Origin of the sequence: Deefgea chitinilytica (assembly GCF_016881405.1) — a bacterium.
GTDB classification, from domain to species: domain Bacteria; phylum Pseudomonadota; class Gammaproteobacteria; order Burkholderiales; family Chitinibacteraceae; genus Deefgea; species Deefgea chitinilytica.
The window spans coordinates 380,881-403,675 of the sequence record NZ_WOFE01000002.1 but is presented as its reverse complement, the minus strand read 5'-3'; the positions used below and the strand labels follow the sequence as shown (position 1 = coordinate 403,675).

Annotated in this window: 23 protein-coding genes; 10 read left to right on the top strand and 13 right to left on the bottom strand. The window is 45.8% G+C overall.

Annotated features, from left to right (window positions below):
* Window positions 1-39 precede the first annotated feature (39 nt).
* Complete coding sequence (locus GM173_RS07595) at window positions 40-582, top strand: NUDIX domain-containing protein (RefSeq protein WP_239078421.1); 543 nt, start codon at window positions 40-42, stop codon at window positions 580-582.
* 56 nt (window positions 583-638) lie between these two features.
* Here the strand turns inward: GM173_RS07595 and cysB are convergent, their stop codons facing one another.
* Window positions 639-1,577 (bottom strand): HTH-type transcriptional regulator CysB, encoded by a 939-nt coding sequence (cysB, locus tag GM173_RS07590; RefSeq protein ID WP_203570755.1) that lies wholly within the window; start codon window positions 1,575-1,577, stop codon window positions 639-641.
* Between the two features lie 126 nt (window positions 1,578-1,703).
* Between cysB and GM173_RS07585 the strand changes: the two genes are divergently transcribed.
* The 8 genes from GM173_RS07585 (at window position 1,704) to GM173_RS07550 (ending at window position 10,553) form a co-directional block, all read left to right on the top strand.
* Window positions 1,704-2,504, top strand: a complete 801-nt coding sequence (locus tag GM173_RS07585) for a sulfite exporter TauE/SafE family protein (protein WP_239078420.1) — start codon at window positions 1,704-1,706, stop codon at window positions 2,502-2,504.
* Between the two features lie 115 nt (window positions 2,505-2,619).
* On the top strand, window positions 2,620-3,324 hold the full coding sequence (locus GM173_RS07580; RefSeq protein WP_203570754.1) for a phosphoadenylyl-sulfate reductase: 705 nt from the start codon (window positions 2,620-2,622) through the stop codon (window positions 3,322-3,324).
* Window positions 3,325-3,571: 247 nt separating this feature from the next.
* Window positions 3,572-4,450 carry a glucosamine kinase nucleotide-binding domain-containing protein gene (locus GM173_RS07575; protein ID WP_203570753.1) on the top strand — a complete coding sequence of 293 codons (879 nt, stop codon included), beginning with the start codon at window positions 3,572-3,574 and terminating at the stop codon, window positions 4,448-4,450.
* Between the two features lie 27 nt (window positions 4,451-4,477).
* Window positions 4,478-5,218, top strand: coding sequence for a GntR family transcriptional regulator (locus GM173_RS07570; protein ID WP_203570752.1), 741 nt, complete (start codon window positions 4,478-4,480; stop codon window positions 5,216-5,218).
* A 725-nt stretch (window positions 5,219-5,943) separates the two neighbouring features.
* On the top strand, window positions 5,944-7,188 hold the full coding sequence (locus GM173_RS07565) for an ABC transporter substrate-binding protein (protein WP_203570751.1): 1,245 nt from the start codon (window positions 5,944-5,946) through the stop codon (window positions 7,186-7,188).
* 371 nt (window positions 7,189-7,559) lie between these two features.
* A complete protein-coding gene (locus GM173_RS07560; RefSeq protein ID WP_308439586.1) occupies window positions 7,560-8,438 on the top strand; it encodes a carbohydrate ABC transporter permease in 879 nt (292 codons plus the stop codon).
* 20 nt (window positions 8,439-8,458) lie between these two features.
* Window positions 8,459-9,391, top strand: a complete 933-nt coding sequence (locus GM173_RS07555) for a carbohydrate ABC transporter permease (protein ID WP_239078419.1) — start codon at window positions 8,459-8,461, stop codon at window positions 9,389-9,391.
* A 58-nt stretch (window positions 9,392-9,449) separates the two neighbouring features.
* Complete coding sequence (locus GM173_RS07550) at window positions 9,450-10,553, top strand: ABC transporter ATP-binding protein (RefSeq protein WP_203570750.1); 1,104 nt, start codon at window positions 9,450-9,452, stop codon at window positions 10,551-10,553.
* Between the two features lie 80 nt (window positions 10,554-10,633).
* On the opposite strand, the gene GM173_RS07545 is transcribed toward GM173_RS07550, so the two are convergent.
* From GM173_RS07545 to aroQ, 12 genes are all read right to left on the bottom strand, one after another.
* Window positions 10,634-11,674, bottom strand: coding sequence for an aldo/keto reductase (locus GM173_RS07545; protein WP_203570749.1), 1,041 nt, complete (start codon window positions 11,672-11,674; stop codon window positions 10,634-10,636).
* Entirely contained in the window at window positions 11,674-12,576 is a 903-nt protein-coding gene (locus GM173_RS07540; protein WP_203570748.1) for a TraB/GumN family protein, read from the bottom strand. Before GM173_RS07540 ends, GM173_RS07545 begins: the two co-directional genes overlap by 1 nt.
* Window positions 12,577-12,636: 60 nt before the next feature.
* Window positions 12,637-13,179 carry a hypothetical protein gene (locus GM173_RS07535; RefSeq protein ID WP_203570747.1) on the bottom strand — a complete coding sequence of 181 codons (543 nt, stop codon included), beginning with the start codon at window positions 13,177-13,179 and terminating at the stop codon, window positions 12,637-12,639.
* 130 nt (window positions 13,180-13,309) lie between these two features.
* Window positions 13,310-14,506, bottom strand: a complete 1,197-nt coding sequence (locus tag GM173_RS07530; protein ID WP_239078418.1) for an ammonium transporter — start codon at window positions 14,504-14,506, stop codon at window positions 13,310-13,312.
* 189 nt (window positions 14,507-14,695) lie between these two features.
* Window positions 14,696-15,469 (bottom strand): DUF3025 domain-containing protein, encoded by a 774-nt coding sequence (locus GM173_RS07525; protein ID WP_203570745.1) that lies wholly within the window; start codon window positions 15,467-15,469, stop codon window positions 14,696-14,698.
* A 67-nt stretch (window positions 15,470-15,536) separates the two neighbouring features.
* On the bottom strand, window positions 15,537-16,037 hold the full coding sequence (gene tpx / locus GM173_RS07520; RefSeq protein ID WP_203570744.1) for a thiol peroxidase: 501 nt from the start codon (window positions 16,035-16,037) through the stop codon (window positions 15,537-15,539).
* 92 nt (window positions 16,038-16,129) lie between these two features.
* Complete coding sequence (tpx, locus tag GM173_RS07515) at window positions 16,130-16,675, bottom strand: thiol peroxidase (RefSeq protein WP_203570743.1); 546 nt, start codon at window positions 16,673-16,675, stop codon at window positions 16,130-16,132.
* 125 nt (window positions 16,676-16,800) lie between these two features.
* Window positions 16,801-17,850 (bottom strand): DUF3426 domain-containing protein, encoded by a 1,050-nt coding sequence (locus GM173_RS07510; RefSeq protein WP_203570742.1) that lies wholly within the window; start codon window positions 17,848-17,850, stop codon window positions 16,801-16,803.
* Between the two features lie 76 nt (window positions 17,851-17,926).
* Window positions 17,927-18,814: a 50S ribosomal protein L11 methyltransferase gene (prmA, locus tag GM173_RS07505; RefSeq protein ID WP_203570741.1), complete on the bottom strand. Its 888-nt coding sequence runs from the start codon at window positions 18,812-18,814 to the stop codon at window positions 17,927-17,929.
* A gap of 201 nt (window positions 18,815-19,015) precedes the next feature.
* Window positions 19,016-20,389 (bottom strand): acetyl-CoA carboxylase biotin carboxylase subunit, encoded by a 1,374-nt coding sequence (gene accC / locus GM173_RS07500; protein ID WP_203570740.1) that lies wholly within the window; start codon window positions 20,387-20,389, stop codon window positions 19,016-19,018.
* Between the two features lie 96 nt (window positions 20,390-20,485).
* Window positions 20,486-20,953, bottom strand: coding sequence for an acetyl-CoA carboxylase biotin carboxyl carrier protein (gene accB / locus GM173_RS07495; protein WP_203570739.1), 468 nt, complete (start codon window positions 20,951-20,953; stop codon window positions 20,486-20,488).
* A 59-nt stretch (window positions 20,954-21,012) separates the two neighbouring features.
* A complete protein-coding gene (aroQ, locus tag GM173_RS07490) occupies window positions 21,013-21,480 on the bottom strand; it encodes a type II 3-dehydroquinate dehydratase (RefSeq protein WP_239078417.1) in 468 nt (155 codons plus the stop codon).
* Between the two features lie 206 nt (window positions 21,481-21,686).
* On the opposite strand from aroQ, the gene queA reads away from it, so the two are divergent.
* Window positions 21,687-22,712: a tRNA preQ1(34) S-adenosylmethionine ribosyltransferase-isomerase QueA gene (queA, locus tag GM173_RS07485; RefSeq protein WP_203570738.1), complete on the top strand. Its 1,026-nt coding sequence runs from the start codon at window positions 21,687-21,689 to the stop codon at window positions 22,710-22,712.
* Window positions 22,713-22,795 lie beyond the last annotated feature (83 nt).

Sequence of the window (22,795 nt, the reverse complement as noted above, 5' to 3'; positions counted from 1 at the left end):
TACAGGTCGCCGTTTTTTATTCGAGAATTGGAAATCATCATGGATCGTCATTTAATTGAAGAGAAAATTACAAGTCAGCCCTTATTTAAAGGCAAATTGCTCAATGCATTTTGCGATACGGTGCGTTTACCTGACGGCTCGGAGGCTACGCGCGAGTACATCAAGCACCCCGGTGCTGTGATGATTATTCCACAATTGCCGGATGGTCGTTTACTACTCGAACGCCAATTTCGCTATCCGCTAGACCGTGTATTTATTGAGTTTCCGGCAGGCAAGCTTGAAATTGGAGAAGATCCTTTATTGTGCGCGCAGCGTGAATTGCTTGAAGAAACCGGCTACAGCGCCGCATCGTGGGAATATTTGGGCGTGCTGCACCCGATTATTTCTTATACCGATGAAGAAATTAAAATTTATCTTGCCAAGGATTTAACTGCTGGTGAGAAGCAGCTTGATGAAGGTGAGTTTCTAGAAAGTATCACGCTAAGCATGAGCGAATTAGTTGCCGGCGTTTTAGATGGCTCGATTACCGATGCCAAAACGGTGAGCGGTATTTTTTGGGCGCAGCAGAAAGGCTTGGTTTGATGGGTATTGCTAGCTAGCCTTATAAATAATAAAGTCTAGCTGGCAATACGTTGCTATTACTCGTCTTCACTCTCGCACAGTAAGCCTGCTTGAACAATATGGCGATTCAAGTGCGGGGCAAATAACTCAATAAAGTCATAGCCATAGCCGCGTAAGTACGCATCTTTGCGAATACCAATCCGAGTGGTTGATGCTTCAAATAAATGGCTGGCATCAATCGCGGTCAGTAGGGTATCTCGCTCAGGCTCAAACGCCATACTAGCTAGAATCCCAATACCCAGCCCTAAGCCCACATAGGTTTTAATGACGTCCGAGTCAATCGCGGTGAGAACGATATTCGGGCTGAGTTTTTTGCTTTCAAACGCGCGGTTGATTTTGGAACGTCCGGCAAAGGCAAAATCATAGGTAATCAATGGCCATGCCGCGATGTCTTCTAAGCTGATTTGACGCTGTAATTCGGTTAAAGGGTGGCCCTTGGGTACGACAATACTGCGATTCCACGTGTAGCAGTCGAGCATCGCTAGTTCGGGATAGTGATCAATCCCTTCGGTTGCAATCGCGATGTCGGCGCTACCGTCGACTACCATTTCAGAAATTTGCGTTGGGCTACCTTGTTTAATTGATAAGCGTACTTTAGGGTAGCGCTGTAAAAAGGTTTGGATCGTTTTCGGCAATGCGTAGCGCGCTTGGGTATGTGTAGTGGCAATCGTCAAACTGCCGCCTTCTACATTGACGAATTCTTCTCCGATGCGTTTGAGATTTTGCGATTGCATTAAAATGCGCTCCGCAATTCGCAAGATTTCTCGACCGGGGGCGGTAATATCCACCACACGCTTGCCATTGCGGATAAAGATTTGCACCCCGAGCTCATCTTCAAGCAGACGAATTTGTTTCGAAATTCCCGGTTGTGAGGTGTGGAGTTTCTCAGCAGCTTCAGAAACATTCAGGCCTTGTTTGGCGACTTCGACTAAGTAGCGGAGTTGTTGTAATTTCATGCGCGTTCTCGCTGAGAATTTCTAGTTCTAAAATCGTAACATATTTGTCTAAGGCGTTATAAGTAAAATTGCTATGATGCGAGGCTGAATAAAAACCCGCTCATCAAAGGCGATTTAGGACGAGTTATGGATTTGGGAATAATTGAAGTTGGCATGCTTGGTTTTGTCGTCGCTGGTTTAGTGGTGGGTTTTATCGTGGGTATGACAGGTGTCGGCGGCGGCTCTTTGATGACGCCTATTCTATTGTGGTTTGGTATTCCGCCAGCCGCGGCGGTTGGCACTGATTTACTATATGCCGCGATTACGAAAGCAGGTGGCGTCTATGTTCACCAAAAGAACAAAAATATCGATTGGAAAATTACCGGTTGGCTGGCGCTAGGCAGTGTGCCTGCGGCGGCGATTACTTTGTGGGTGCTACATAATCTGCATACCGATACCAAAGTGATGAACGCGGTGATTAAGCATGCGCTGGGCTGGGCCTTGTTATTTACTGCCGTGGCGATTGTGTTTAAGCAGCAAATTATTGCTTTCGCCCAAAAACACGCTGGCGATAAGTTTAAAATGAGCGCGACACGCTTAAATACCTTAACAGTAATCACGGGTATTTTTCTCGGCGCGATCGTGACGCTCACTTCAATCGGTGCTGGTGCGCTCGGTACGGTGGCTTTGTTTTTACTTTATCCATTACTGGCGACTAAGCGTCTCGTTGGGACTGAAATTGCGCATGCAGTACCACTTACGTTGGTGGCAGGTTTGGGGCACGCCAGCATGGGCAATATGGATTGGAGCTTGTTAGGTTATTTATTAATGGGCTCTTTGCCAGGTATTTATTTAGGTAGTCACTTGACTGGCCGTATTTCAGATCATGTATTGCGCCCTTGCTTGGCAACGATGCTGGTGTTAATTGGTTATAAATTAGTATTCTAAGTAGTAGGAAAGGTTTCCACGCTTCGTTACAGCGCCTTACCATACTATTTATACTGTCTGCGGCTTTATGCCTTGCGCGAAAACTGTTGGACAGTCATTTAATAAGGATAAAAGAATGGATTTTGCACAAAAGCTTTCAGAAACGGTCGCCTTATTAGAACGTATTGCAGCTGAATATAGCCCTGCGGTATTTGCTAATTCATTTGGTGCAGAAGATATGGTGATTACCCATTTATTGGCTAAGCATCAAGTCGCGGTGAAGATATTTAGTTTGGATACAGGGCGATTGCCTGCTGAAACGTATACCTTGATGCAAGAAGTGGCAGTGGCTTATCCAACGCACCCAATTCAAGTGTACTTCCCGAATACGGCAGCCGTAGAGGCATACGTAAATGAAAAAGGCATCAATGCATTTTATGAATCAGTTGAATTACGCAAATCATGCTGCCACATTCGTAAAATTGAGCCATTGCAACGTGCATTAGCGGGTCAAAAAGCGTGGATCACTGGCTTGCGCCGCGAACAATCACCAACGCGCACTGATTTGGGATATCAAGAGTTTGATGCTGGCAATGGTCTTGAGAAATTCAATCCTCTGATAGAGTGGACCGAAAAAGAAGTCTGGGCATACATCCGTGAAAATAATGTGCCGTACAATAAATTGCACGATCAACATGTGCCCTCAATTGGCTGTGCGCCCTGTACGCGGCCGATTGCGATGGGCGAAGATATTCGCGCTGGTCGTTGGTGGTGGGAAAATCCAGAGAACAAAGAGTGTGGTTTGCATGTAAAAACCGCTGCGGTGAGTATTTTGAAGTAAGTGATTGTTGTTTGAAAACAAACGCCCGAGAAATCGGGCGTTTTTTATTGCATGCACAATTGACAATTGAGGTCGGGCTGACTAAATTGGTACGTTTGTTGCATTGATGTTTCACGCTAGGTATTGAGTTTAAGGCTTGGTTTTGTTGGTTTAAGCGCTGACGACAAATAATTTACTTCCAAAGTGGTCTTTAAGTTCTATTTTGAATTAGGTCAATCGGCTATCTCTTCACAAGAAGGAAAAAGAAATGAGCAATATTCAGTATTTGATTGGTGTTGATGGTGGTGGTACAGGTACACGCATTTGTATCGCAGGACTGGATGGTGTTGAGAAGCTGCGTGCTGAGGCTGGTCCTTCGGCTTTGGGGCAGGGAATTGATAAAGCGTGGGCCAATATTACTCAAGCGATTTATGATGGCTTTAAAGCATTAGGCATTGATGAGCCTGATTTTAGCCAATGCGCTGTGGGCTTTGGTTTGTCAGGCGTCACCGTGAAAGCGTGGGCCGATGAATTTACGGCTAAAAACCCAGGCTTTGCAAAGATTGTGGTTGAAACGGATGGTTATTCGACCTTATTGGGCGCACATAATGGTCAACATGGCGGCATTATTGCAATCGGAACAGGTTCGATTGGTGAGGCGTGGCTGGCTGATGGCACTCGACTTGAAGTCGGTGGCTGGGGATTCCCAACCTCGGATGAGGGCTCGGGGGCTTATCTTGGCTTGAAAGCGATTAATCATGTACAGCGCATTATGGATGGCCGTCGTCCAGTAACACCATTTGGTGAAAAACTGCTCTCTATCACGGGAAATACACGTGAAAAAGTATTTGAGTGGATGGGTAAAATGAAGCAAAGCGAATGCGCTACATTATCGCCAGCGGTGGTTCAGTTCGGCGAAACTGATGAGTATGCGAAAGCGTTTTTGCTGGATGCTGGCCGTGAAATTGAAAATATTGGCTTAGCTTTACGTGCTTCTGCGCCTGATTTGCCGATTGCAATTTGTGGTGGTGGGTTATCAGAAGCCTTGCGTCCTTATATGCCGGCAGAGTTTCTAGCCAGCACAACACGGGCGCAGAAAGATTCCTGTGCTGGTGCATTAATTTTGATTGCTCGTGAGTTTAAGTAATCCGCTAATGGAATTGGGGGGTCGGGGATGCAAAACCAAAATAAGCTGTTAGTGCTCAAGCCGGATAATGACAGTGCAACACCGTTATATTTGCAGTTTGGTCACAAGCTTGCCGCAGCAATTCATGCTGGGTTTTGGAAAGCGGATGACCCCCTTCCGTCCGAGCGAATGTTTTGTGATGTGCTTGGGATTTCACGAGTTACCGCGCGTAAAGCCTTGGATTTGTTGTTTGAGCAAGGTTTGATCTTGCGTCGTCAAGGCTCTGGCACTTATATCACGCCAAAGCTTGAGCAGCCTTTGACACGTTTGACCAATCTGTCTGAAATGCTGAAACAGCGCGGCTTTCGTCCTTCATCGAAGTGGCTAAAGCGTGAAATTGTATTGGCAGGTTCAGAAGAGCTGCTTCGATTGAATTTGAATCCAAATAGTCGAGTAGCTCATTTAGAGCGGTTGCGGTTGGCTAACGATGTGGTAATGGCGGTTGAGCATACCTCATTACCATTTCACTACGTGCCAGAGCCTGAGCTGATTGGCGAGTCTTTGTATGAATTTATGCGAGAGGCCAATATTAGCGTAGTTAGAGCGATTCAAAATATTGGTGCTATTAATGCAACCGAAGAGCTGGCTAAACTGACCGGTGTCGAGACTGGTGCTGCGATGCTGCATTTAACGCGGGTTGGTTACTTGGATGATGGTTCGGCTATTGAGCTAACTCACTCTTGGTTTAGAAGTGACTACTATGATTTTGTCGTCGAACTTTATAGATAGAACTTGAAAACATTGCAATAAAAATGGCGTGAGGCGACGGTCTACACGCCATTTTTATTGCTAGTGTTGCAGCTTTGATACAAAAAAATACAAAATACAAATAAGTTTATTTGCTTAAAAATGCAGCATGAATCAGCTCTTGAGGCTGCTATTTTCAGCGAAGGTTACTTTTAAAAAATGTACTTTTTGACGTGGTGCGTGCAGGTTGTTTTGTAGTTTGCTACATGGATATATCAAAAGTCGGCTTATTTTCTTGTTTTTAATTAGGATTTTTTGGCTTTGTACTACCAGTTTGTAGTATTGCAGAATGTGTTAGGGGTATTGCCTACATATTTCTCTGTATGCAAGTAGGGTAATCAGACAAATTAAGCTGTGTCGTCTTGAATATTTAGGCGCTAAACCCTTCTTGTGAACCAAGTAACAGAGTTCACCCCATTCACGATTTACGGTAATCTAGCTCCCGTAGTGTCAAACAGCAGCTTACATAGTATTAGCTTGACTGGTGAGCTGAATGTGCCAAGTGCTGATTTGGAAAATTAGCTGACTTCGCAAAGATTTGGCGGAGCCCAAGCCTTGTTAGGTTGTTACATTTAGGTGCTGATTTTTTCCTTTAAAGTTGACGCTGAAATTTGTTGTGCCTTAAAGTAGTTTTGCAGTTTTTGACTTGCGCCTTTTTCCTGCATCCTTTGTGTTGCTAGATTTAATGTTAAATTTTAGGAGTTGTTATGAACTTTAAACGTTCCGTTCTTGTTGGTGCAGCACTTTTCGCTGCTTCTGTTGTAACAGCTCAAGCTGCTACTAAAGTTGAGTTCTGGTCTCACTCTTTGGCACCAACTTACGATGCATACCACAAAGAAGTTGTTGCTAAATTCAACAGCTTGAACAATGGCATCGAACTAGTTCACAAAGATTTGGGCTGGGGCGCAATGAAGCCAGCAATCGTTGCTGCTGTTGCTGAAGGTAACGTACCAGGCTTGGCATTGGTTCCAACTGACTGGATGAATGAAATGTCTGGTAAGTTGTTGACTCCAGTTGACAGCATCATCAACAAAGCACAATTTACTTCTGCAGCTTTGCAAAATGCAACTGTTGACGGCAAGATCTTTGGTTTCCCATCTTACCAAGTAACTGCTGTTATGGTTTTCAACAAAGAAATGTTTGCTAAAGCAGGCGTTAAACCAGAGTTCAAATCTTTGGATGACGTATTTGCTGCAGCTCGTAAAATCAAAGCAGCTACTGGCAAACCAGGCTGGGCTTCTAAACTTCAAGACGGCTTCACTGGCTGGTTCATGTTTGAAGGTTTGCCATTGATGGCAAATGGCAAAGCAGCTTTCAATAGCCCAAAACACGTAGCTTTGGTGCAAAAATTTGCTGACGCTTATAAAGAAGGCATCATCGTTAAAGACGTGAATCTTGACTTTGACAAGCAAATCGCTGGTTTTGCAAACAACAGCTTTGCTATGTTCGCTGAAGGCGGCCATGCAGTTAAGAAAATTAAAGATGCAAACCCAGCAGCTTACAAAGCAGCTGACGTAACTGCATTCCCATTGGGTGATAGCGGCAAATTGGCATTTGGTGGTTGGACTACTATGTACGTAGTTCCAAAAGGCCAAAAAGACATGAAATCAGTAGGTGTTGTTGGTAACTTCATCACTGGTGAATGGGCTCAAGAGCAATTTGCTAAAGCTTCTTACACATTTGCATCTACTAAATTGGCAAATGCAGCAGCTGCTAAAGATCCAGCTTTGAACGACATGACTGACCCAGGCAAGAAAGCATTCAAAATGGGTGGCATGGTAATCGATAAAACTCGTCACTTCATGGTAAAAGATTTGCCAGCTGGTGCTGACGAAGCAGCTTTGACTAAAGTAATGAACGATAAGATCGATGCTGCTATTCAAGGCCGTATCCCAGTTCAACAAGCTTTGGACGAAGCAGTTGCAGCTTGGAACAAAGCATTCGGTAAATAATATTTACTGAATAAATTTAGTGGCGGTAATGCTTAAGCATTACCGCCATTTTTATTTGTGCGGTGCAGTAATTCCTTGTGTTTTATTTTAATTTGCTTACCTCAAATTTATCATTACTTTCTGTCGCACTATTGTGATGCAATTTTTTTTACTTCTGCACTGTATTGTTGCAGTAAATTAGCGATCAAGATGCTAGCGGTTATGGTTTTTAATTTTGGATTGCCAAAAATACAGTGTAAATGTGCAAAAAAGGGATTGCTAAGTTATAATTGCTTGATTGTAAATCACATGGGTTTGGTTAATATCAAGTCACAATTTACGCGGTTTGAGTTATTATCTACCTTGTCTGTAACGCACTGAAGAGTCGAAACGTGAAAAACTCCAACTTGTTAGCCTACTTTTTCTTGGCACCAGCCTTGATTCTGATGGGTATTTTTGTTTTTTGGCCTGTGGGTTTTAACACCTATTTGGCTTTTCATGATTATGAAATCGCAGGGGGAGCCACAACGTGGAACAACTTTGCTAACTTTAAGCAAATTTGGGAAGATCCGCTGTTTCATCAAGCAGTAAAAAACTCATTGTTTTTCTTGTTAGTAGTGCCGCCAATTCAGTTGTTTTCTTTGCTGATTGCTAAGCTAGTAAATAACAAGTTACCAGGGATGACATTCTTTCGTGCGGTTTACTATGTCCCTGTAATTACAGCAATTTCTATTGCCGGCGTGGTTTGGTCTTTTGTATTGAACTACACAGGTATGCTCAATGCGATTTTGTCATCGATTGGTCATTTCTTCTTTTTGCTGCCGCCAAGCAAAATGCTCGAAATCGACTGGCTAGGTAATCCAAGTATCGCAATGTACTCAATTATGTTGTTTACCTTCTGGAAAGGTTTGGGTTACTACATGGTGCTTTACCTTGCTGGTTTGCAGGGAATTCCGAGCGAAGTTGAAGAAGCAGCTATTCTGGATGGCGCGAATGCTTGGGATCGTTTTTGGAAAATTACAGTGCCGATGATGAAACCAACCATTCTGCTGTGTACGATGCTGTCAACGATTGGTGCGTTGAAAGTATTCCAGGAGGTTGTGGTACTGACATCTGGTAAAGCAGAAACCTATACCGCGCTGTTTTATGTTTATGATCAGGCGTTTAAAAACTTCAGTTTCGGTACATCGGCTGCGGCAGGTTTGGTAGTGACCTTCTTCTGCGTGCTGCTTGCGGCGATTCAATTCCGCTTCTTTGGCGAAAAACAATAAGAACATAGAGGAGAATTGTTATGTTTAAAAGTAAAGCAGTCCGCCAAGCCATAGCGATTACGGCACATTACAGCGGCTTGATTTTGTTTGCCTTTTTTACCGTGTTTCCTTTGGTATGGGCGCTATCATTTGCGCTGTCCCAAGACGGTTCAACGGCATATAAATTTCCACAAGGTTTTTTACCAACTACACCTGACGCAGATGGTAATTACACCTTTGGCATGACTATGATTTGGTTTGAACGAGTTTTTATTGAAATTCCATTTTCAAGATACTTTTTCAATTCGGTAGTCATTTCTGGATTTTCAGTAGTATTTACGGCAATTATTTCTCTACTGGCGGCATATCCATTAGCACGTATGAGATTCTTTGGTCGTAATTTTATCTTTGTTGCAATTATTGCAACTTTGATGCTCCCGATTGAGGCTGGTTTTGTATCGAACTACATTACTGTTTCAAACATGGGACGTTGGATGAATGAATTGCAAGCTATATTGGGTAGCCCTGATGAAACTTGGAAGCGTTTTGTTGGTGTAAATAGTTATTTCGCTGTAATCGCACCAGGTGTTGCTGGGGCATTCGGCATCTTTTTGATGAAGCAAGCATTTGAAGCTGTTCCACAAGATTTGATCGATGCTGCACGCGTTGACGGTGCGACTGAGATGCAAATTTTATGGCGTGTGATGTTGCCGGTGACCGTGCCTTCTATTGCGGCATTGAGTATTTTCACGTTGGTGAATACTTGGAATGACTTTATTTGGCCGTCGATTATTATGCGGGCAAAAGAGATGCAGCCATTGGCAGTTGGTGTGTTTAATGATTTAACTGGCCCATTAGCTGGTTCGCAAAATACACTGATGGCAGCCATTATTCTGACTGTAATCCCTGTATTGATTTTCTTTGCCTTCACGCAGCGCTACTTTATCTCTGGTATGGATGGCGCAGTTAAATAAGATGCTTGTGTATTGGCGCTTTATCAAATACCCAATTCAGAATTAAGGAATATTAAAAATGGCTAGCATTACTCTTAAAAATGTTAAGAAAAATTACACCAAAGATGTTTGCGTGATTAAAGGTGTCGATTTAGAAATTAAAGATGGTGAATTTATCGTATTCGTAGGTCCATCTGGCTGCGGTAAATCTACGATGATGCGTATGATTGCAGGCTTGGAAGAGATTACTGCTGGCGAGTTGTACATTGGTGATACATTGGCTAATGATGTTCATGCCTCTAAACGTGGTATTGCGATGGTGTTTCAATCATACGCCCTGTACCCACATATGACTGTGTATGACAATATGGCCTTTGCGCTAAAACTTGCTGGTACACCAAAAGCAGATATCGATCAGCGCGTTAAAAAAGCAGCTGAAATTTTGCAAATGACGCATTTACTGGATCGCAAGCCAAAAGCATTGTCAGGTGGTCAACGTCAACGTGTCGCGATTGGTCGTGCGATTGTTCGCAATCCAAAAGTATTCTTGCTCGATGAGCCATTGTCTAATTTGGATGCATCATTGCGTTTGAACATGCGCGTTGAGTTGTCTAAATTGCACCAAGAACTCAAAACGACCATGCTCTATGTGACACACGACCAGGTTGAAGCAATGACTTTGGCTGACCGTATCGTCGTATTTAATGCCGGCGTGATTCAGCAAGTGGGTAGCCCGTTAGAAATGTATGAAAACCCATCGAACTTGTTTGTTGCAAGTTTCTTGGGTTCGCCAAAAATGAATCTATTTGAATCACAATTGGTGTCTGTTGAACAAGGTGCTGCAGTGGTTCGCTTGCCAAAAGGCATTACTGCACGCGCAGCAGTTCAGGCTGGTAATGCTAAAGTTGGCGACAAAGTCACTTTGGGTATTCGTCCTGAGCATATTGAATTGGCAGATGAAAGCGTTGCTGGCTCAATTCCAGCGAAGATTGACTTGGTTGAGCACTTGGGTGATATCGTATTGGCTTACGTTGAAATTCCTGGTATCAATGAAATCATTTGCTTGAAATTGCCTGCGCATATGACGGCATTGAAATTTGGTGACACAGTACGTGTGGTGTTCCCAGAGAAGCATTGCATGTTGTTTGATGCAGAAGGTTTGGCATTTAAGCGTAACCGCTAATCGCAGGTTTGTTCAATAAAAAAGCCGCTCAATTTGAGCGGCTTTTTTATTGTCTGCAATTGAGAGAACGATTCTTAAAATTACTGCGCTGGACTTGGAGAAATACGATGTATTGCTTCGATTTCGTTGAGTAAGTCTTGGCTGAGTGTGGTGCTTGAGCTGGCAATATTCTCATTAAGCTGTTGCAAATTCGTTGCACCAATAATTGTGCTTGCAATATACCAACGGCTTTGCAGCCATGCTAAAGCCATTTGTGTAGGACTAATGTTATGGCGCTTTGCTAACTCACAAAATGCGGCCACGGCAGGTGTCACTTGTGGTTTCAGGTAACGCTGGCCAAAATTGGCAAAACGGTTCATACGGCCATCGGCAGCAGGATTGTCGAGATATTTACCGCTGAGCAAACCAAATGCAAGAGGGCTATAGGCCAATAAGCTGACATGTTCCCGATGGCAAGTTTCACTTAATCCATGGTCATAATTTCGATTGATTAAGTTGTAAACATTCTGGATTGTGCAAATGCGAGGTAAGTTGTGCTGTTCCGCTAGCTTGATGAAGGCTGAAACGCCCCAAGGTGTTTCATTAGAAACACCAATATAGCGAACCTTGCCTTGCTGTACCAATTCGTTTAAGGCAGATAATTGCTCGAATATGGTCGGTGTATTACTATATTCTTGGCTGGGTTCATAGTAGGTTTGACCAAACATCGGAACATGCCGAGCAGGCCAATGCAGTTGATATAAATCGATGTAGTCTGTGTTTAAGCGCTGCAAACTTGCATCACATGCCGCAATAATTTGCGCCCGATTGAGTTGAGGTCCGCCACGAATCCATTCCATTCCGCGATTGGGGCCCGCTACTTTGCTGGCAAGAATAATTTTGTCACGTGCTTGTTGCTTGAGCCAACTCCCTACATACAATTCAGTCAAGCCTTGACTCGACGCTTTGGCTGGCACAGGGTACATTTCTGCGGTATCGATAAAGTTAATCCCGCATTCCATTGCACGATTGAGCTGAGCATGAGCCTCGGCTTCAGTGTTTTGTTCACCGAAAGTCATGGTGCCCAAGCACAGGCTAGATACGGATAGCTCTGTGCCAGGCAAAGTTCGAGTTGCGATCATTATTTGCTCGCCTTGGTCACTGGTGAAACACGGTAACCCGCTGCGCGCAGTTGTGCTAACAGTCCATCTTTGCCTGGTAATTGTGCGGCACCAATTCCGACGAATGAATCTCCTTTTTCAAAAGGAATTTTGAGGCGTTCCACAATCACCTTATTGCGTTGGCTGATGGTTTGTAGACGCCACTGCTTATACCATTCACGCTCTTTGGGCTCCATCGCAATGGTTTCATCTTGTAGCAATTGCTTTACTTTTTCTAAGTCTTGTTGCTGATAGGCCGCGATGATTTTGCTGAAGTTTTGTTCTAATTTACTTTCGTTCTTAATTAAAGCGTTTAATACCGGAATTTGTTTGTCAGCGGGAATCGCTTTATAAGGTGCCAACTGTTGCTCAACAGTTTCGACGGCAAAGTATTTACGGCTATTCTCCATGGTGTATTTCAGTAGGCGATCATCCATAGGAATAATTTCTTTGGCTGGGCGAGGAGAAAGTAGCATCATGATGGCAGCCCATGGCTTGAGCTTCGCTGTAACGCTACTTGGATAACCGCGAGCTTCTAGTAATGGTACTAACTTGGCAAAGGCATCTTTGCCGATTTTTTGCTCTAGGCTGGGCTTGTCATCCAGCATATTTTGCGCCATTTCAACGACAGAATTAATGTCATTATGAAACTCGGTGCCGATATATTTTGCTTCGCTGAGTGCTTTTTGAGTGGAGGGATTAAACTCAGCCAGTTGTGCTGTCGTTGCTGGGATCGTGGCCAGTAGCCAAGAATGAGGGGTGTTTTCTTTTTCTACTTTCCACAAAATGGCTTGATTATTGGGCGCCGCTAAAACAGCAGGGGAAGTGACCACACTGAAAGCAGTCAATGCGGCAAAGAATGAAGAAGTAATTCGAGCAAACATTAGGGCAAACCTACTTAAAATGGGTAGGCGCTCAGTATATCGCTGCCATTACGATTGTGGCTATTTCATCAGTGTTTTAATTGCCTCTAGATACTGCTCTGCATGTTGTTGGCCTTTTTTCGATTCGCGTAGACTGAGATTCCATTGCGTAATGGTATTACTTAGCTCAGACTCGTCATGGAGTACTTTGATTTTTTCAACCAAGGGTTTGCCAAACACCCCCAATAATGTTTCCGAGCTATCGATCATCAGTGCTTTGATGGCATTAAAACGTGCAAAGTCTAAAGTTGAATCTGTTTTTACAGGTTCATCTCGTTGCTGCTCGATGGTATCGATGGGGTCATTCTCAACTTGCGCTTGCTCAAGTTGCTGATTTTGTGAAGAGTGAATCAATTCAAGCGCTTGTAACTTGATGATCGCGGGTAATAAATCAACTTCGAGAACTACTTTATTCAGAGCACTGACTGATTTATCACCATCAATTAGAATCAACACACGACGCTCTTTAGCTGATAAACCAAGTTGGCGAGTGAGTATTTCTTGATTACCAGCCGACGTTTTTCGAAAGATGGTTTTGAGTATGCTTGTAGGTATCGAGTTCATCGCCATTCGATCATTGGTATGCACATTAATACATCCTAATATCCTTGTGTTGCATAAATAAGAAGAAAATCTTAAGTTAAATGTAAAAAACCCGCTGGCTAAGCGGGTTTTTCATTCAGATTCAGCATGCTTACCAATTGGTTTCTCGTTCTGGGCTGGCGGAAATTTGATGGATGCTCAGGTCTGCGCCATTAAACTCTTCTTCGTCAGTCAAGCGAATGCCGACGGTTTTTTTCAATAAGCCGTAAACGATATAGCCACCCACAAAAGCAATAGTCATTCCCATCATTGTGCCAACAAGTTGCGCTAGGATACTCACCCCACCCATGCCGCCAAAAGCTTTGCTACCGAATATGCCTGCTGCTATACCCCCCCAGGCACCGCAAATGCCATGTAAAGGCCACACGCCAAGTACGTCGTCGATCTTCCATTTATTTTGCGTGATGGTGAATAGATAAACAAACATCCCACCTGCTACGCCACCAACCACCAAGGCGCCGATTGGGTGCATGATATCTGAGCCAGCGCAAACGGCAACCAAGCCTGCTAATGGGCCGTTATGGATAAAGCCAGGGTCATTTTTGCCAGTAAAGGTCGCAACGAGTGTACCGCCGACCATGGCCATCAATGAATTTAATGCTACTAGGCCAGAAATGCCGTCGATTTTTTGCGCGCTCATCACATTAAAGCCAAACCAACCGACAATTAAAATCCAAGCCCCGAGCGCCAAAAATGGAATGCTCGATGGCGGATGTGCTGCAACGCGGCCTTCTTTGCTGTAACGACCGCGTCGTGCACCAAGATGGAGCACGGCTGCCAGCGCAATCCAGCCACCAACGGCGTGCACGACGACCGAACCAGCAAAATCGTGAAATGTTTCGCCAAAGCTCGCTTTCATCCAGTCTTGTACGCCGAAATTATTATTCCAGATCATGCCTTCAAAGAAGGGGTACACCAGACCGACCAAGATAAAAGTTGCCGCTGTTTGTGGGTGAAACTTGGCGCGCTCGGCAATGCCGCCTGACACAATAGCGGGAATGGCCGCGGCAAAGGTGACCAAGAAAAAGAATTTCACCATGCCATAGCCATTGGCAATATTCAGTTCGCTAACCGGAGCTAGCATGCTGACACCATAGGCAATGCTGTAGCCGATAAAGAAATAAGCAATTGTTGAAACGGCAAAGTCAGTCAGAATTTTTACTAGGGCATTGACCTGATTTTTTTTTCGTACCGTGCCTAGTTCAAGAAACGCAAAGCCAGCGTGCATGGCCAAAATCATAATGGCACCCAGCAGAATAAATAGCACATCGCTACTATTTGCACTCATCAACATCTCTCCAAAATGGTAAGCAATATTATTGTGGATGCACTAAAAGCAAGCAGTATGCCAAATTGCCTATCTATTTGTTTTGTATGAATTATTGGTTTTTTTTGGCTGATAGTGGTGCGAGTGATGTCGTTATTGGTGCGTTTAAATGGGCTCAAAAGGGTGCGTCATGCCTTTTTTTGGTGCGATCTAGCCTGTGGTTCGACGGGGGCGGAAATAGGCTTGATTGCGATAAAAAGCTTCGTCTTGCTGTGGCCACCACTGTGGAATACCTAAATAGGGTAGTGGCGGCAGCTGTCTTGGGCGTTGTAGCCAGCCTTGATGAATCTGCTCGGCGATGACGTGGTCGAGGTGTTGTCGTTGCGCGGGGAAATCTAAGTTAAAAAAAGCAGAGTCTACAAGTACTGGCCAGCATTTTCCGGTTAGACCAATAAATGGCGCGAGTAGATTTTCAAAGGTCGCATGACCAAACACCAGTGCATTGATTTCTCTGCCCCAACTTTGTGCTTGGGTAACAAATAGTTCATACCATTCATGCTGAATCATTAATTCCAGCAAGGCTGGATTGCTGTACGGCAGAATAAAACCACATTCATCAAACAGCGTGGCGGCATCACGCAGCGCGCCGCGTGTCGTGTTCGGGCTGTGCTGCATCGCGTGGTAGTGTAGCGCATTGAGTGCTACTTTCGTTTTGGGATAGGACTGCCAAACCATCGCATTGAAAGTGTCATGCCAATTGAGTCGGGTCGCCACGTTGCCGAGTTGATAAATTTCGAGCTCGTAATATTGGGTGATACTGTCTGGGTCAACAAAGCGGACGGTCGCACCACCTTCGGTTACGATGTGTTCGCTAACAGTCAACCAATCTGCATGACTAGGAGGGCGGCTAAAGCGACTTAGAAAGGGGAGAATGGGGGCAAAGGCAGGGGTGTTGCGAAAGAAGTCGAGCGGCCAAGAGATCATTGAAGTTAATTCACACAAAATTTGCAGGGTTATTTCTCCGATAGGATTCTAACCCTGCTTGTGCTACTTAGGCTAAAACTTTCAGCGCTGCGTCGTAGTTTGGTTCGTCTTTGATTTCAGCAACTAATTCAGCGTGTAAAACTTGGTCATTTTCATCAAGAACCACAACGGCACGTGCGGCAACGCCAGCCAAAGGTGCGCTAGTGATTTCAACGCCATAATTCGCTAAGAATTCACGACCACGCATGGTGGATAGGTTGATGACGTTCTCAATGCCTTCCGCGCCGCAGAAACGTGCTTGCGCGAATGGTAAATCGGCCGAAATGCACAGCACTACGGTATTGGCGAGGCCAGCCGCACTTTCGTTAAAGCGACGCACTGAAGTGGCGCAAGTTGGCGTGTCTACGCTTGGGAAAATATTCAATACTTTACGTTTGCCGGCGAGGCTCGCCAAAGTTACATCCGATAAATCTTTGGCAACCAAGCTAAAAGCAGGGGCTTTACTGCCTACTGCTGGGAAAGTACCGTTGATAGCGACAGGGTTACCGCCGAGAGTGACTGCTGACATGTAGTGGCTCCAGAGAGTGTTATTGTAAAGTCTTGCTTTGCATAAATGGGGTGTATTCGATAAAACAAAAGGCCTTGCGGCCTTCAGATTAATTATTCTTTTTGATCCGGCTCTGTTTCCGCCTTGTGAATGACCGGAGGCGTTAATTTTTCGATTGCGGATTGGTAGCTCGGTTCGGAATTTAAATCGCTGACTAATTCTGAATACAGTACCGTATCGTCGGTGTCGAGCGCAAAGAGTGCGGTGGTCATCAGGCCTGAGAGTGGTACATCGGTAATCATCACGCCATAGTCTTTGTGAAAATCACGACCACGTAATGTCGACATGAGTTGAATTTTGCGAAAGCCTTCTGCCTCATTGATTCGTGATAGCGCATAGGGGGTATCGACTGATACCGTCATGATAGCAACGTTATCCAGCTCATACCCGATGGATTCTAGTTTCTTCGCAATGGTGAGGCCAATTGCGGCATCCAAACTGGGAACAACGGCGATCAATTTGCGTTGCCCCCAAAATTTGGAAAGCGCTACATCTTGTAGCTGTAGGTCAACCAGCATAAAACTGTGCGCGGTTTCTCCGGCGCGAGGAAAGCGTCCGCCAATACTGATGGGGGTGCTATTGAGCATTACGGTAGACATGCTGAAGACTCCTGAACATCGAATCTTTTCAGTATGGCTTGAAATGCCTGAAAAACAAGTTATCTAGCTTGAATTTGACCGATGTTGAGTGGTGTTGAATCCTACTTGCTGTCGCCGTCTGCTGTTCAATAAAACCAATACAGCGAATAGCCCGTCGAGTGCAGTTCACCTAAATCGAGCTGTAAAAAAGCTCTAACTTCTTCGTTGGCTTCGATGGTGTTTTGCGTTCTTTCGTTTTGCAGCAGGTATTGTTGAGCCGTAAAAATTTTGCGGACGACCACTTTTTCGTTTTCGTCGGTTAGTGTGACTTCAAGTTTGGGTAATTCTTGCTCAAATGGAGCCAAATTTCTAAGCGTTGCATTTAGTTGGATGAGGGTTGGGCTATTGGGGATAAATGTGAGTTCGGAATATTCCGAACGCAGTAATTGCGCTTCGCGCGGTAGCGGTAAACTGCAGTTTAAATGTTCACATAGCACCAGCAATTTGGGGCGCAGTGCTGGAAATTCTTGGCTTAATTCGTTGCGAAATACATAAATAAGCTGCGCCACCAAGACGATGCTGGCAAGCGCACAGCCGAGCACCCACAGCCAAGTAAAGCGAGATTTGGCTTGAGCCGGAGCGAATAAATCATCGTCAGTGAGAATGGGTTGATATTCGGATTCACTATCTATTTCAATAACGGCGCGGGCAGGTGTGTCGGTTGCGTCTTCTTCTGGCTCAATGTTTAAGTCGAGCATTGCTTCGTTTTTGCTCAAAGCGGCGTCGAGGGCGAGCTCTTCATCAGCAAGTTGAGCGAGTTTTTCGTGCTGCGCGTCATGGGGGATGTTTGCAGAAATTTCTTTGGGTATCTGATTGCTAGCAGTATTTTTGTTAGCTTTGCTGGTTATACTTGTTGTATTTGATTGTTCGCTTACAGCCGTGCTTGAGTTTGAAGCCCTACTGTGCATCATTTCTTTAGGCTGGACTAAGGACTGACTGGCAACTGGATTCGCCGCCGTGACTGAGCCGGTTGTGGCCGCGCTAGGCGTATCAATGATTAATGACTGAATAAAATCAGGCGCATGAAACACAAAAGCACAGCGGCCACAGCGCACCTTGCCTTGGTGCGCGGCGAGCTGTGCGTCGGTAACACGAAAGGTGGTGCTGCAATTAGGGCAGCAAGTAATTTGGCTCATGCGCTTATTTCACTTCTTTATCAAATCATGGCAATCAATACTAAATCCCACTCACTCGAAGGTAAGCGGGAGTCGCTTATTTACGCACTGCAGATAAACACACCCAGCCCTCAAATTCGGCGGGGGCAGTAAAGTCAAACCATTCGTTATAAATTGCGACAATTTCATGCGCTTGTTCGACCAAAATACCTGACAACACCAAACGGCCACCACTGCGGCAACGTGCAGCCAATAGTGGCGCGAGTGCTTTGAGTGGATTGGTCAAAATATTGGCAACGACCAGATCGTAGGTTTTGCTAGGCGCAGCATCGGGCAGGTAGAACTGACCAACCACACCGTTTTGCTCGGCATTTTGCTTGCTGGCAATCATCGCTTGCGTATCAATATCGACTCCATCGGTTTCGCCTGCGCCGAGTTTGAGTGCGGCAATTGCTAAAATTCCGCTGCCACAACCGTAATCGAGCACATTTTCGCCACCTGCAAGGTTCGAATCTAGCCATTGCAAGCAGAGGCGGGTGGTCGGGTGACTACCCGTGCCAAATGCCAAGCCCGGATCAAGTTGAATGCTGACTGCGGCAGGATCTGGGCATTCGTGCCACGTTGGGGTAATCCATAGGCGCGGTGAAATCGGAATGGGGTCAAATTGTGATTGCGTTAAACGTACCCAGTCTTGGTCGGCGATATTCACAATCACGTAGCTTGGCGCGGCCAATTTCAGTGTTGCAGCGGCGGTGGCGACGATGGCATCGACATCGATGTCAACATCAAAGAGCGCCAATACAATGCTGTTGTCCCACAATTGGTCGACAGGCTCTCCGGGCTCACCAAAAATGGGTTTTTCGTCTGCGGTGTCAGCAGCAGCGTCTTCAATCGAAACTGAAAGCGCACCCAAATCAAATAAAGCGTCCGAATAGGCTTCGGCCTGTTTGGAGTCGGTTGTGAGGCGGAGTTCTTGCCAAGCCATGATGGTATTTCCTAAATTCTGTAGGGGCGTATTTTGCCACGAACCACGCAACTTCGACGAAAACGTTTTCTATTCGTGTCGATTATTTGTTGATGTTGATAGCAAGGTGATGAGTATGAAGTGCAAGCCTTCGATTACTTTTGATTTTGCTTGGCGGGGCAGAATGAACAACGGAGCCGAGTGGCTCCGTTGAGATCAGGATTAGATTGCCGTTTTTTTGGCAATCAATTCGCGAATGGTTGGCATCTGGTGCTCAAGGTAATGAATGCTGGTTTCACCCTTGATAAATTCCGCATCGACCAATAATTGTTGGTGTAAGGGAATATTCGTAGCAATGCCTTGTACAACCATTTCCGACAGCGCGATGCGCATTTTGGCAATCGCTTGCTCACGGGTATTACCGTAAGTGATGATTTTGCCGATCATACTGTCGTAGTTTGGCGGTACAAAATAGCCTTGATACACGTGAGAATCAACGCGTACACCAGGGCCGCCTGGAGTGTGGTAGGTCGTAATCCGGCCTGGGCTTGGGAAGAAATTGAGTGGGTCTTCGGCATTAATCCGGCACTCAATCGCATGGCCTTTGAGCTTCACATCGTCTTGCGTGTATTGCAGTGGCAAGTTCGCAGCAACGCGAATTTGTTCTTGCACGATGTCGATACCGGTAATCAATTCAGTCACCGGATGCTCAACTTGCACGCGGGTGTTCATCTCGATAAAGAAGAACTCGCCGTTTTCAAATAAGAATTCAAACGTACCCGCGCCACGATAGCCCATGCGGCGGCAAGCTTCTGCGCAAGATTCGCCAATGCGTTGGCGTTGTTCATCGGTGATGCCCGGTGCAGGCGCTTCTTCCAATACTTTTTGGTGGCGACGTTGCATTGAGCAATCACGCTCGCCCAAGTAAATCGCATTACCATGCTGGTCGGCCAGAACTTGGATTTCGACGTGGCGTGGATTTTGCAAATAGCGTTCCATGTACACCACTGGATTGCCAAATGCGGCACCGGCTTCGGCTTGCGTCATTGCCACGGCGGCGAGCAAGTCCTCTTCGCGCTCAACCACGCGCATACCGCGACCACCGCCACCACCAGCGGCTTTGATGATGACTGGATAGCCCACTTGACGGCCAATTTTAATCATTTCATCGCCGTCATCAGGCAAAGCGCCGTCTGAACCGGGTACACAAGGTACGCCAGCAGCTTTCATCGCGTCTTTGGCAGAGACTTTGTCGCCCATCATACGGATGGTTTCTGGGCGCGGGCCGATAAATACAAAGCCAGATTCTTCTACGCGCTGAGCGAAATCCGCGTTTTCTGACAGAAAGCCATAGCCAGGATGAATTGCTTCTGCTTCGGTGACTTCGGCAGCTGAAATTAATGCCGCCATGCTGAGGTAACTTTGTGCCGATGGGTTCGGGCCGATACACACTGATTCATCGGCCAGTTTGACGTATTTGGCTTCGCGGTCGATTTCAGAATGAACAACAACGGTTTTAATGCCCATTTCGCGGCAAGCGCGCAAAATTCTTAACGCGATTTCACCACGGTTGGCGATCAATATTTTTTTAAACATTTGGATGTCCTGTGAGGTGTGAGGTGTGAGGTATGAGGTGTAGAGTACGGAGTTAAGCATTCTTGCTTTTACTCCTTACCCCTCTCTCCTAACTCCTTACCCAATCACAAACATTGGCTCGCCGTATTCAACGGGTTGGCCATTCTCTACCAAGATCGCTTTCACGACGCCACTGTGTTCGGCTTCGATCTCGTTCAATAATTTCATCGCTTCGATGATGCACAATGTTTGGCCTGCGGTGACGCTTTGACCGACTTCAACGAAAGGTTTTGCATCAGGGCTAGAAGAGCGGTAGAACGTACCGACCATCGGTGATTTTTGGGTATTGCCTGCAACGACCGGTGCAGCGGCTTCCGCGCTGCTTGCCGGTGCTGCAGCTGCTGTCGGTGCTGGTGCGGCAGCGGGGGCTACATGGTATTGCATCGGCGCTTGCATATATTGTTGAGCGGCATTTTGTACGTTGCGGGTAATCCGTACTTTTTCTTCACCTTCGGTTACTTCTAATTCAGCAATGCCTGATTCTTCAACTAAGTCGATTAGTTTTTTAAGTTTACGCAGATCCATGTTGCAATCCCCTCTGAAAAGTAAAAATGGTGTCCTGTCATGCAGGACGCCTTATGGGTTTAAACTGTTTTGCTGTCGCTCAAGGTGAGTTTGTCGATGACAAACTGCAGCGCATAGGTATAACCCTTAGCGCCTAAGCCACAAATCACGCCGATGGCGAGATCTGAGAAATAAGAATGATGGCGGAACGTTTCCCGCGCGTGCACATTGGACAAATGCACTTCAACAAACGGTACTTTGACACCAGCCAAGGCATCGCGAATCGCAACGCTGGTGTGGGTGAATGCGGCGGGATTAATCACGATATAGTCCGTGCCATCTTGTAGCGTGGCATGAATCCGTTCGATGATTTCGTATTCGCGATTGGATTGAAAAGTTTCGACGGAAACTTTTTGGCTAAGCCCCAAGTCAATCAGTTGCTGATTGATGCTGGCCAGCGTATTGCTGCCATAATGTTGTGGTTCACGCAGTCCGAGTAAATTAAGGTTTGGGCCATGCAAAACCAAAATTTTACCAATGTCGGCCATTCGTGATTCCTTGTAACGCTATGTAATCGGCGAAGTTTGCCGCAAGTTCTGCGAACTTGTCCAGAAAAAGCGTACTTTTTCTTTTAACTTTAATTTATAAACGATCGTTTTAAAGTCGTGCTACATCAATGTTGGCGCGGCTTATATCGATGTTTGCTGATATAATCATGTAGTTTTGCTACAGGTGTGATGAAGGCGTATTTTAAATGCAGATTGCAGATTTTGATTACCATTTGCCCGATGAGTTGATCGCGCAGTTTCCTCCAGAGGTGCGTGGCGCGAGTCGTTTGCTGCATATTGATGGTGAATTGCGAGAAGATACACTGTTTTCATCTCTGCCCAGCTTTTTGCGCGCGGGAGATGTTTTGGTGTTTAACGATACCAAAGTAATTAAAGCGCGCTTGTTCGGTGAAAAAGCCAGCGGCGGCAAGATTGAGGCTTTAATTGAGCGCGTTTTGGATGAGCGTACTGCTTTAGCGCATATCAAAGCGTCGAAAGCGCCTAAGGCCGGCACGATTTTGCATTTTCACGGCGGTTTCACGGCCGAGATGGTTGAGCGACAAGGAGACCTGTTCAAGCTGCATTTTGATGGAGATGCCAGTGTCTTAGAAATCTTGGAGCAATCGGGGTTGTTGCCTTTGCCGCCGTACATCACACATGTGCCGGATGATGAAGACGCGAAACGCTACCAAACGGTTTATGCGCGGGATCCAGGCGCGGTGGCTGCGCCGACAGCGGGGCTACATTTTACCGATGACTTACTCGAGCAAATTCGCGCCATGGGTGTGCAAACGGCATTTTTGACGCTGCATGTGGGAGCGGGCACGTTCATGCCAGTGCGCGTTGATGATATCAGCGAGCACACGATGCACTACGAACGCTATTACATTCCGCCTGAAACCATCGCCGTCATTCATGCGGCCAAAGCCAGCGGTGGTCGCGTGATTGCAGTGGGTACGACCAGTTTGCGGGCGCTCGAAGCCTCATCGCAAAACGGTGTTTTGGCTGAGCCAGTCGGGGATACCGACATCTTTATCACACCCGGTTTTGAGTTTAAAGTGGTCGACCGCTTGATCACTAATTTTCATTTGCCCAAGTCAACTCTATTAATGCTAGTGGCTGCATTTATTGGCTTTGACACCATGCGCGCTGCGTATGCGCATGCGGTGAAGAATGAATATCGCTTTTTTAGTTATGGCGATGCGATGTTGCTTGAAAAACGTGAGGGGTAAGGTGTGAGGCGTGAGGAGTTACAGCTTTTACGCCTCACCCCTTTCGCCTTACTCCTTACCTATAAAAATGCGCCGGACTGTTT

Coding starts and splice junctions, on each gene's coding strand:
- GM173_RS07575 (WP_203570753.1), top strand. CDS start 3,572: ATGAGCAATATTCAGTATTTGATTGGTGTTGATGGTGGTGGTACAGGT.
- GM173_RS07510 (WP_203570742.1), bottom strand. CDS start 17,850: ATGAGCCAAATTACTTGCTGCCCTAATTGCAGCACCACCTTTCGTGTT.
- queA (WP_203570738.1), top strand. CDS start 21,687: ATGCAGATTGCAGATTTTGATTACCATTTGCCCGATGAGTTGATCGCG.
- GM173_RS07545 (WP_203570749.1), bottom strand. CDS start 11,674: ATGATCGCAACTCGAACTTTGCCTGGCACAGAGCTATCCGTATCTAGC.
- GM173_RS07530 (WP_239078418.1), bottom strand. CDS start 14,506: ATGAGTGCAAATAGTAGCGATGTGCTATTTATTCTGCTGGGTGCCATT.
- GM173_RS07535 (WP_203570747.1), bottom strand. CDS start 13,179: ATGAACTCGATACCTACAAGCATACTCAAAACCATCTTTCGAAAAACG.
- GM173_RS07585 (WP_239078420.1), top strand. CDS start 1,704: ATGGATTTGGGAATAATTGAAGTTGGCATGCTTGGTTTTGTCGTCGCT.
- tpx (WP_203570744.1), bottom strand. CDS start 16,037: ATGTCAGCAGTCACTCTCGGCGGTAACCCTGTCGCTATCAACGGTACT.
- cysB (WP_203570755.1), bottom strand. CDS start 1,577: ATGAAATTACAACAACTCCGCTACTTAGTCGAAGTCGCCAAACAAGGC.
- GM173_RS07570 (WP_203570752.1), top strand. CDS start 4,478: ATGCAAAACCAAAATAAGCTGTTAGTGCTCAAGCCGGATAATGACAGT.
- GM173_RS07550 (WP_203570750.1), top strand. CDS start 9,450: ATGGCTAGCATTACTCTTAAAAATGTTAAGAAAAATTACACCAAAGAT.
- GM173_RS07565 (WP_203570751.1), top strand. CDS start 5,944: ATGAACTTTAAACGTTCCGTTCTTGTTGGTGCAGCACTTTTCGCTGCT.
- GM173_RS07540 (WP_203570748.1), bottom strand. CDS start 12,576: ATGTTTGCTCGAATTACTTCTTCATTCTTTGCCGCATTGACTGCTTTC.
- aroQ (WP_239078417.1), bottom strand. CDS start 21,480: ATGGCCGACATTGGTAAAATTTTGGTTTTGCATGGCCCAAACCTTAAT.
- GM173_RS07580 (WP_203570754.1), top strand. CDS start 2,620: ATGGATTTTGCACAAAAGCTTTCAGAAACGGTCGCCTTATTAGAACGT.
- GM173_RS07595 (WP_239078421.1), top strand. CDS start 40: ATGGATCGTCATTTAATTGAAGAGAAAATTACAAGTCAGCCCTTATTT.
- GM173_RS07555 (WP_239078419.1), top strand. CDS start 8,459: ATGTTTAAAAGTAAAGCAGTCCGCCAAGCCATAGCGATTACGGCACAT.
- tpx (WP_203570743.1), bottom strand. CDS start 16,675: ATGTCTACCGTAATGCTCAATAGCACCCCCATCAGTATTGGCGGACGC.
- accC (WP_203570740.1), bottom strand. CDS start 20,389: ATGTTTAAAAAAATATTGATCGCCAACCGTGGTGAAATCGCGTTAAGA.
- prmA (WP_203570741.1), bottom strand. CDS start 18,814: ATGGCTTGGCAAGAACTCCGCCTCACAACCGACTCCAAACAGGCCGAA.
- GM173_RS07525 (WP_203570745.1), bottom strand. CDS start 15,469: ATGATCTCTTGGCCGCTCGACTTCTTTCGCAACACCCCTGCCTTTGCC.
- accB (WP_203570739.1), bottom strand. CDS start 20,953: ATGGATCTGCGTAAACTTAAAAAACTAATCGACTTAGTTGAAGAATCA.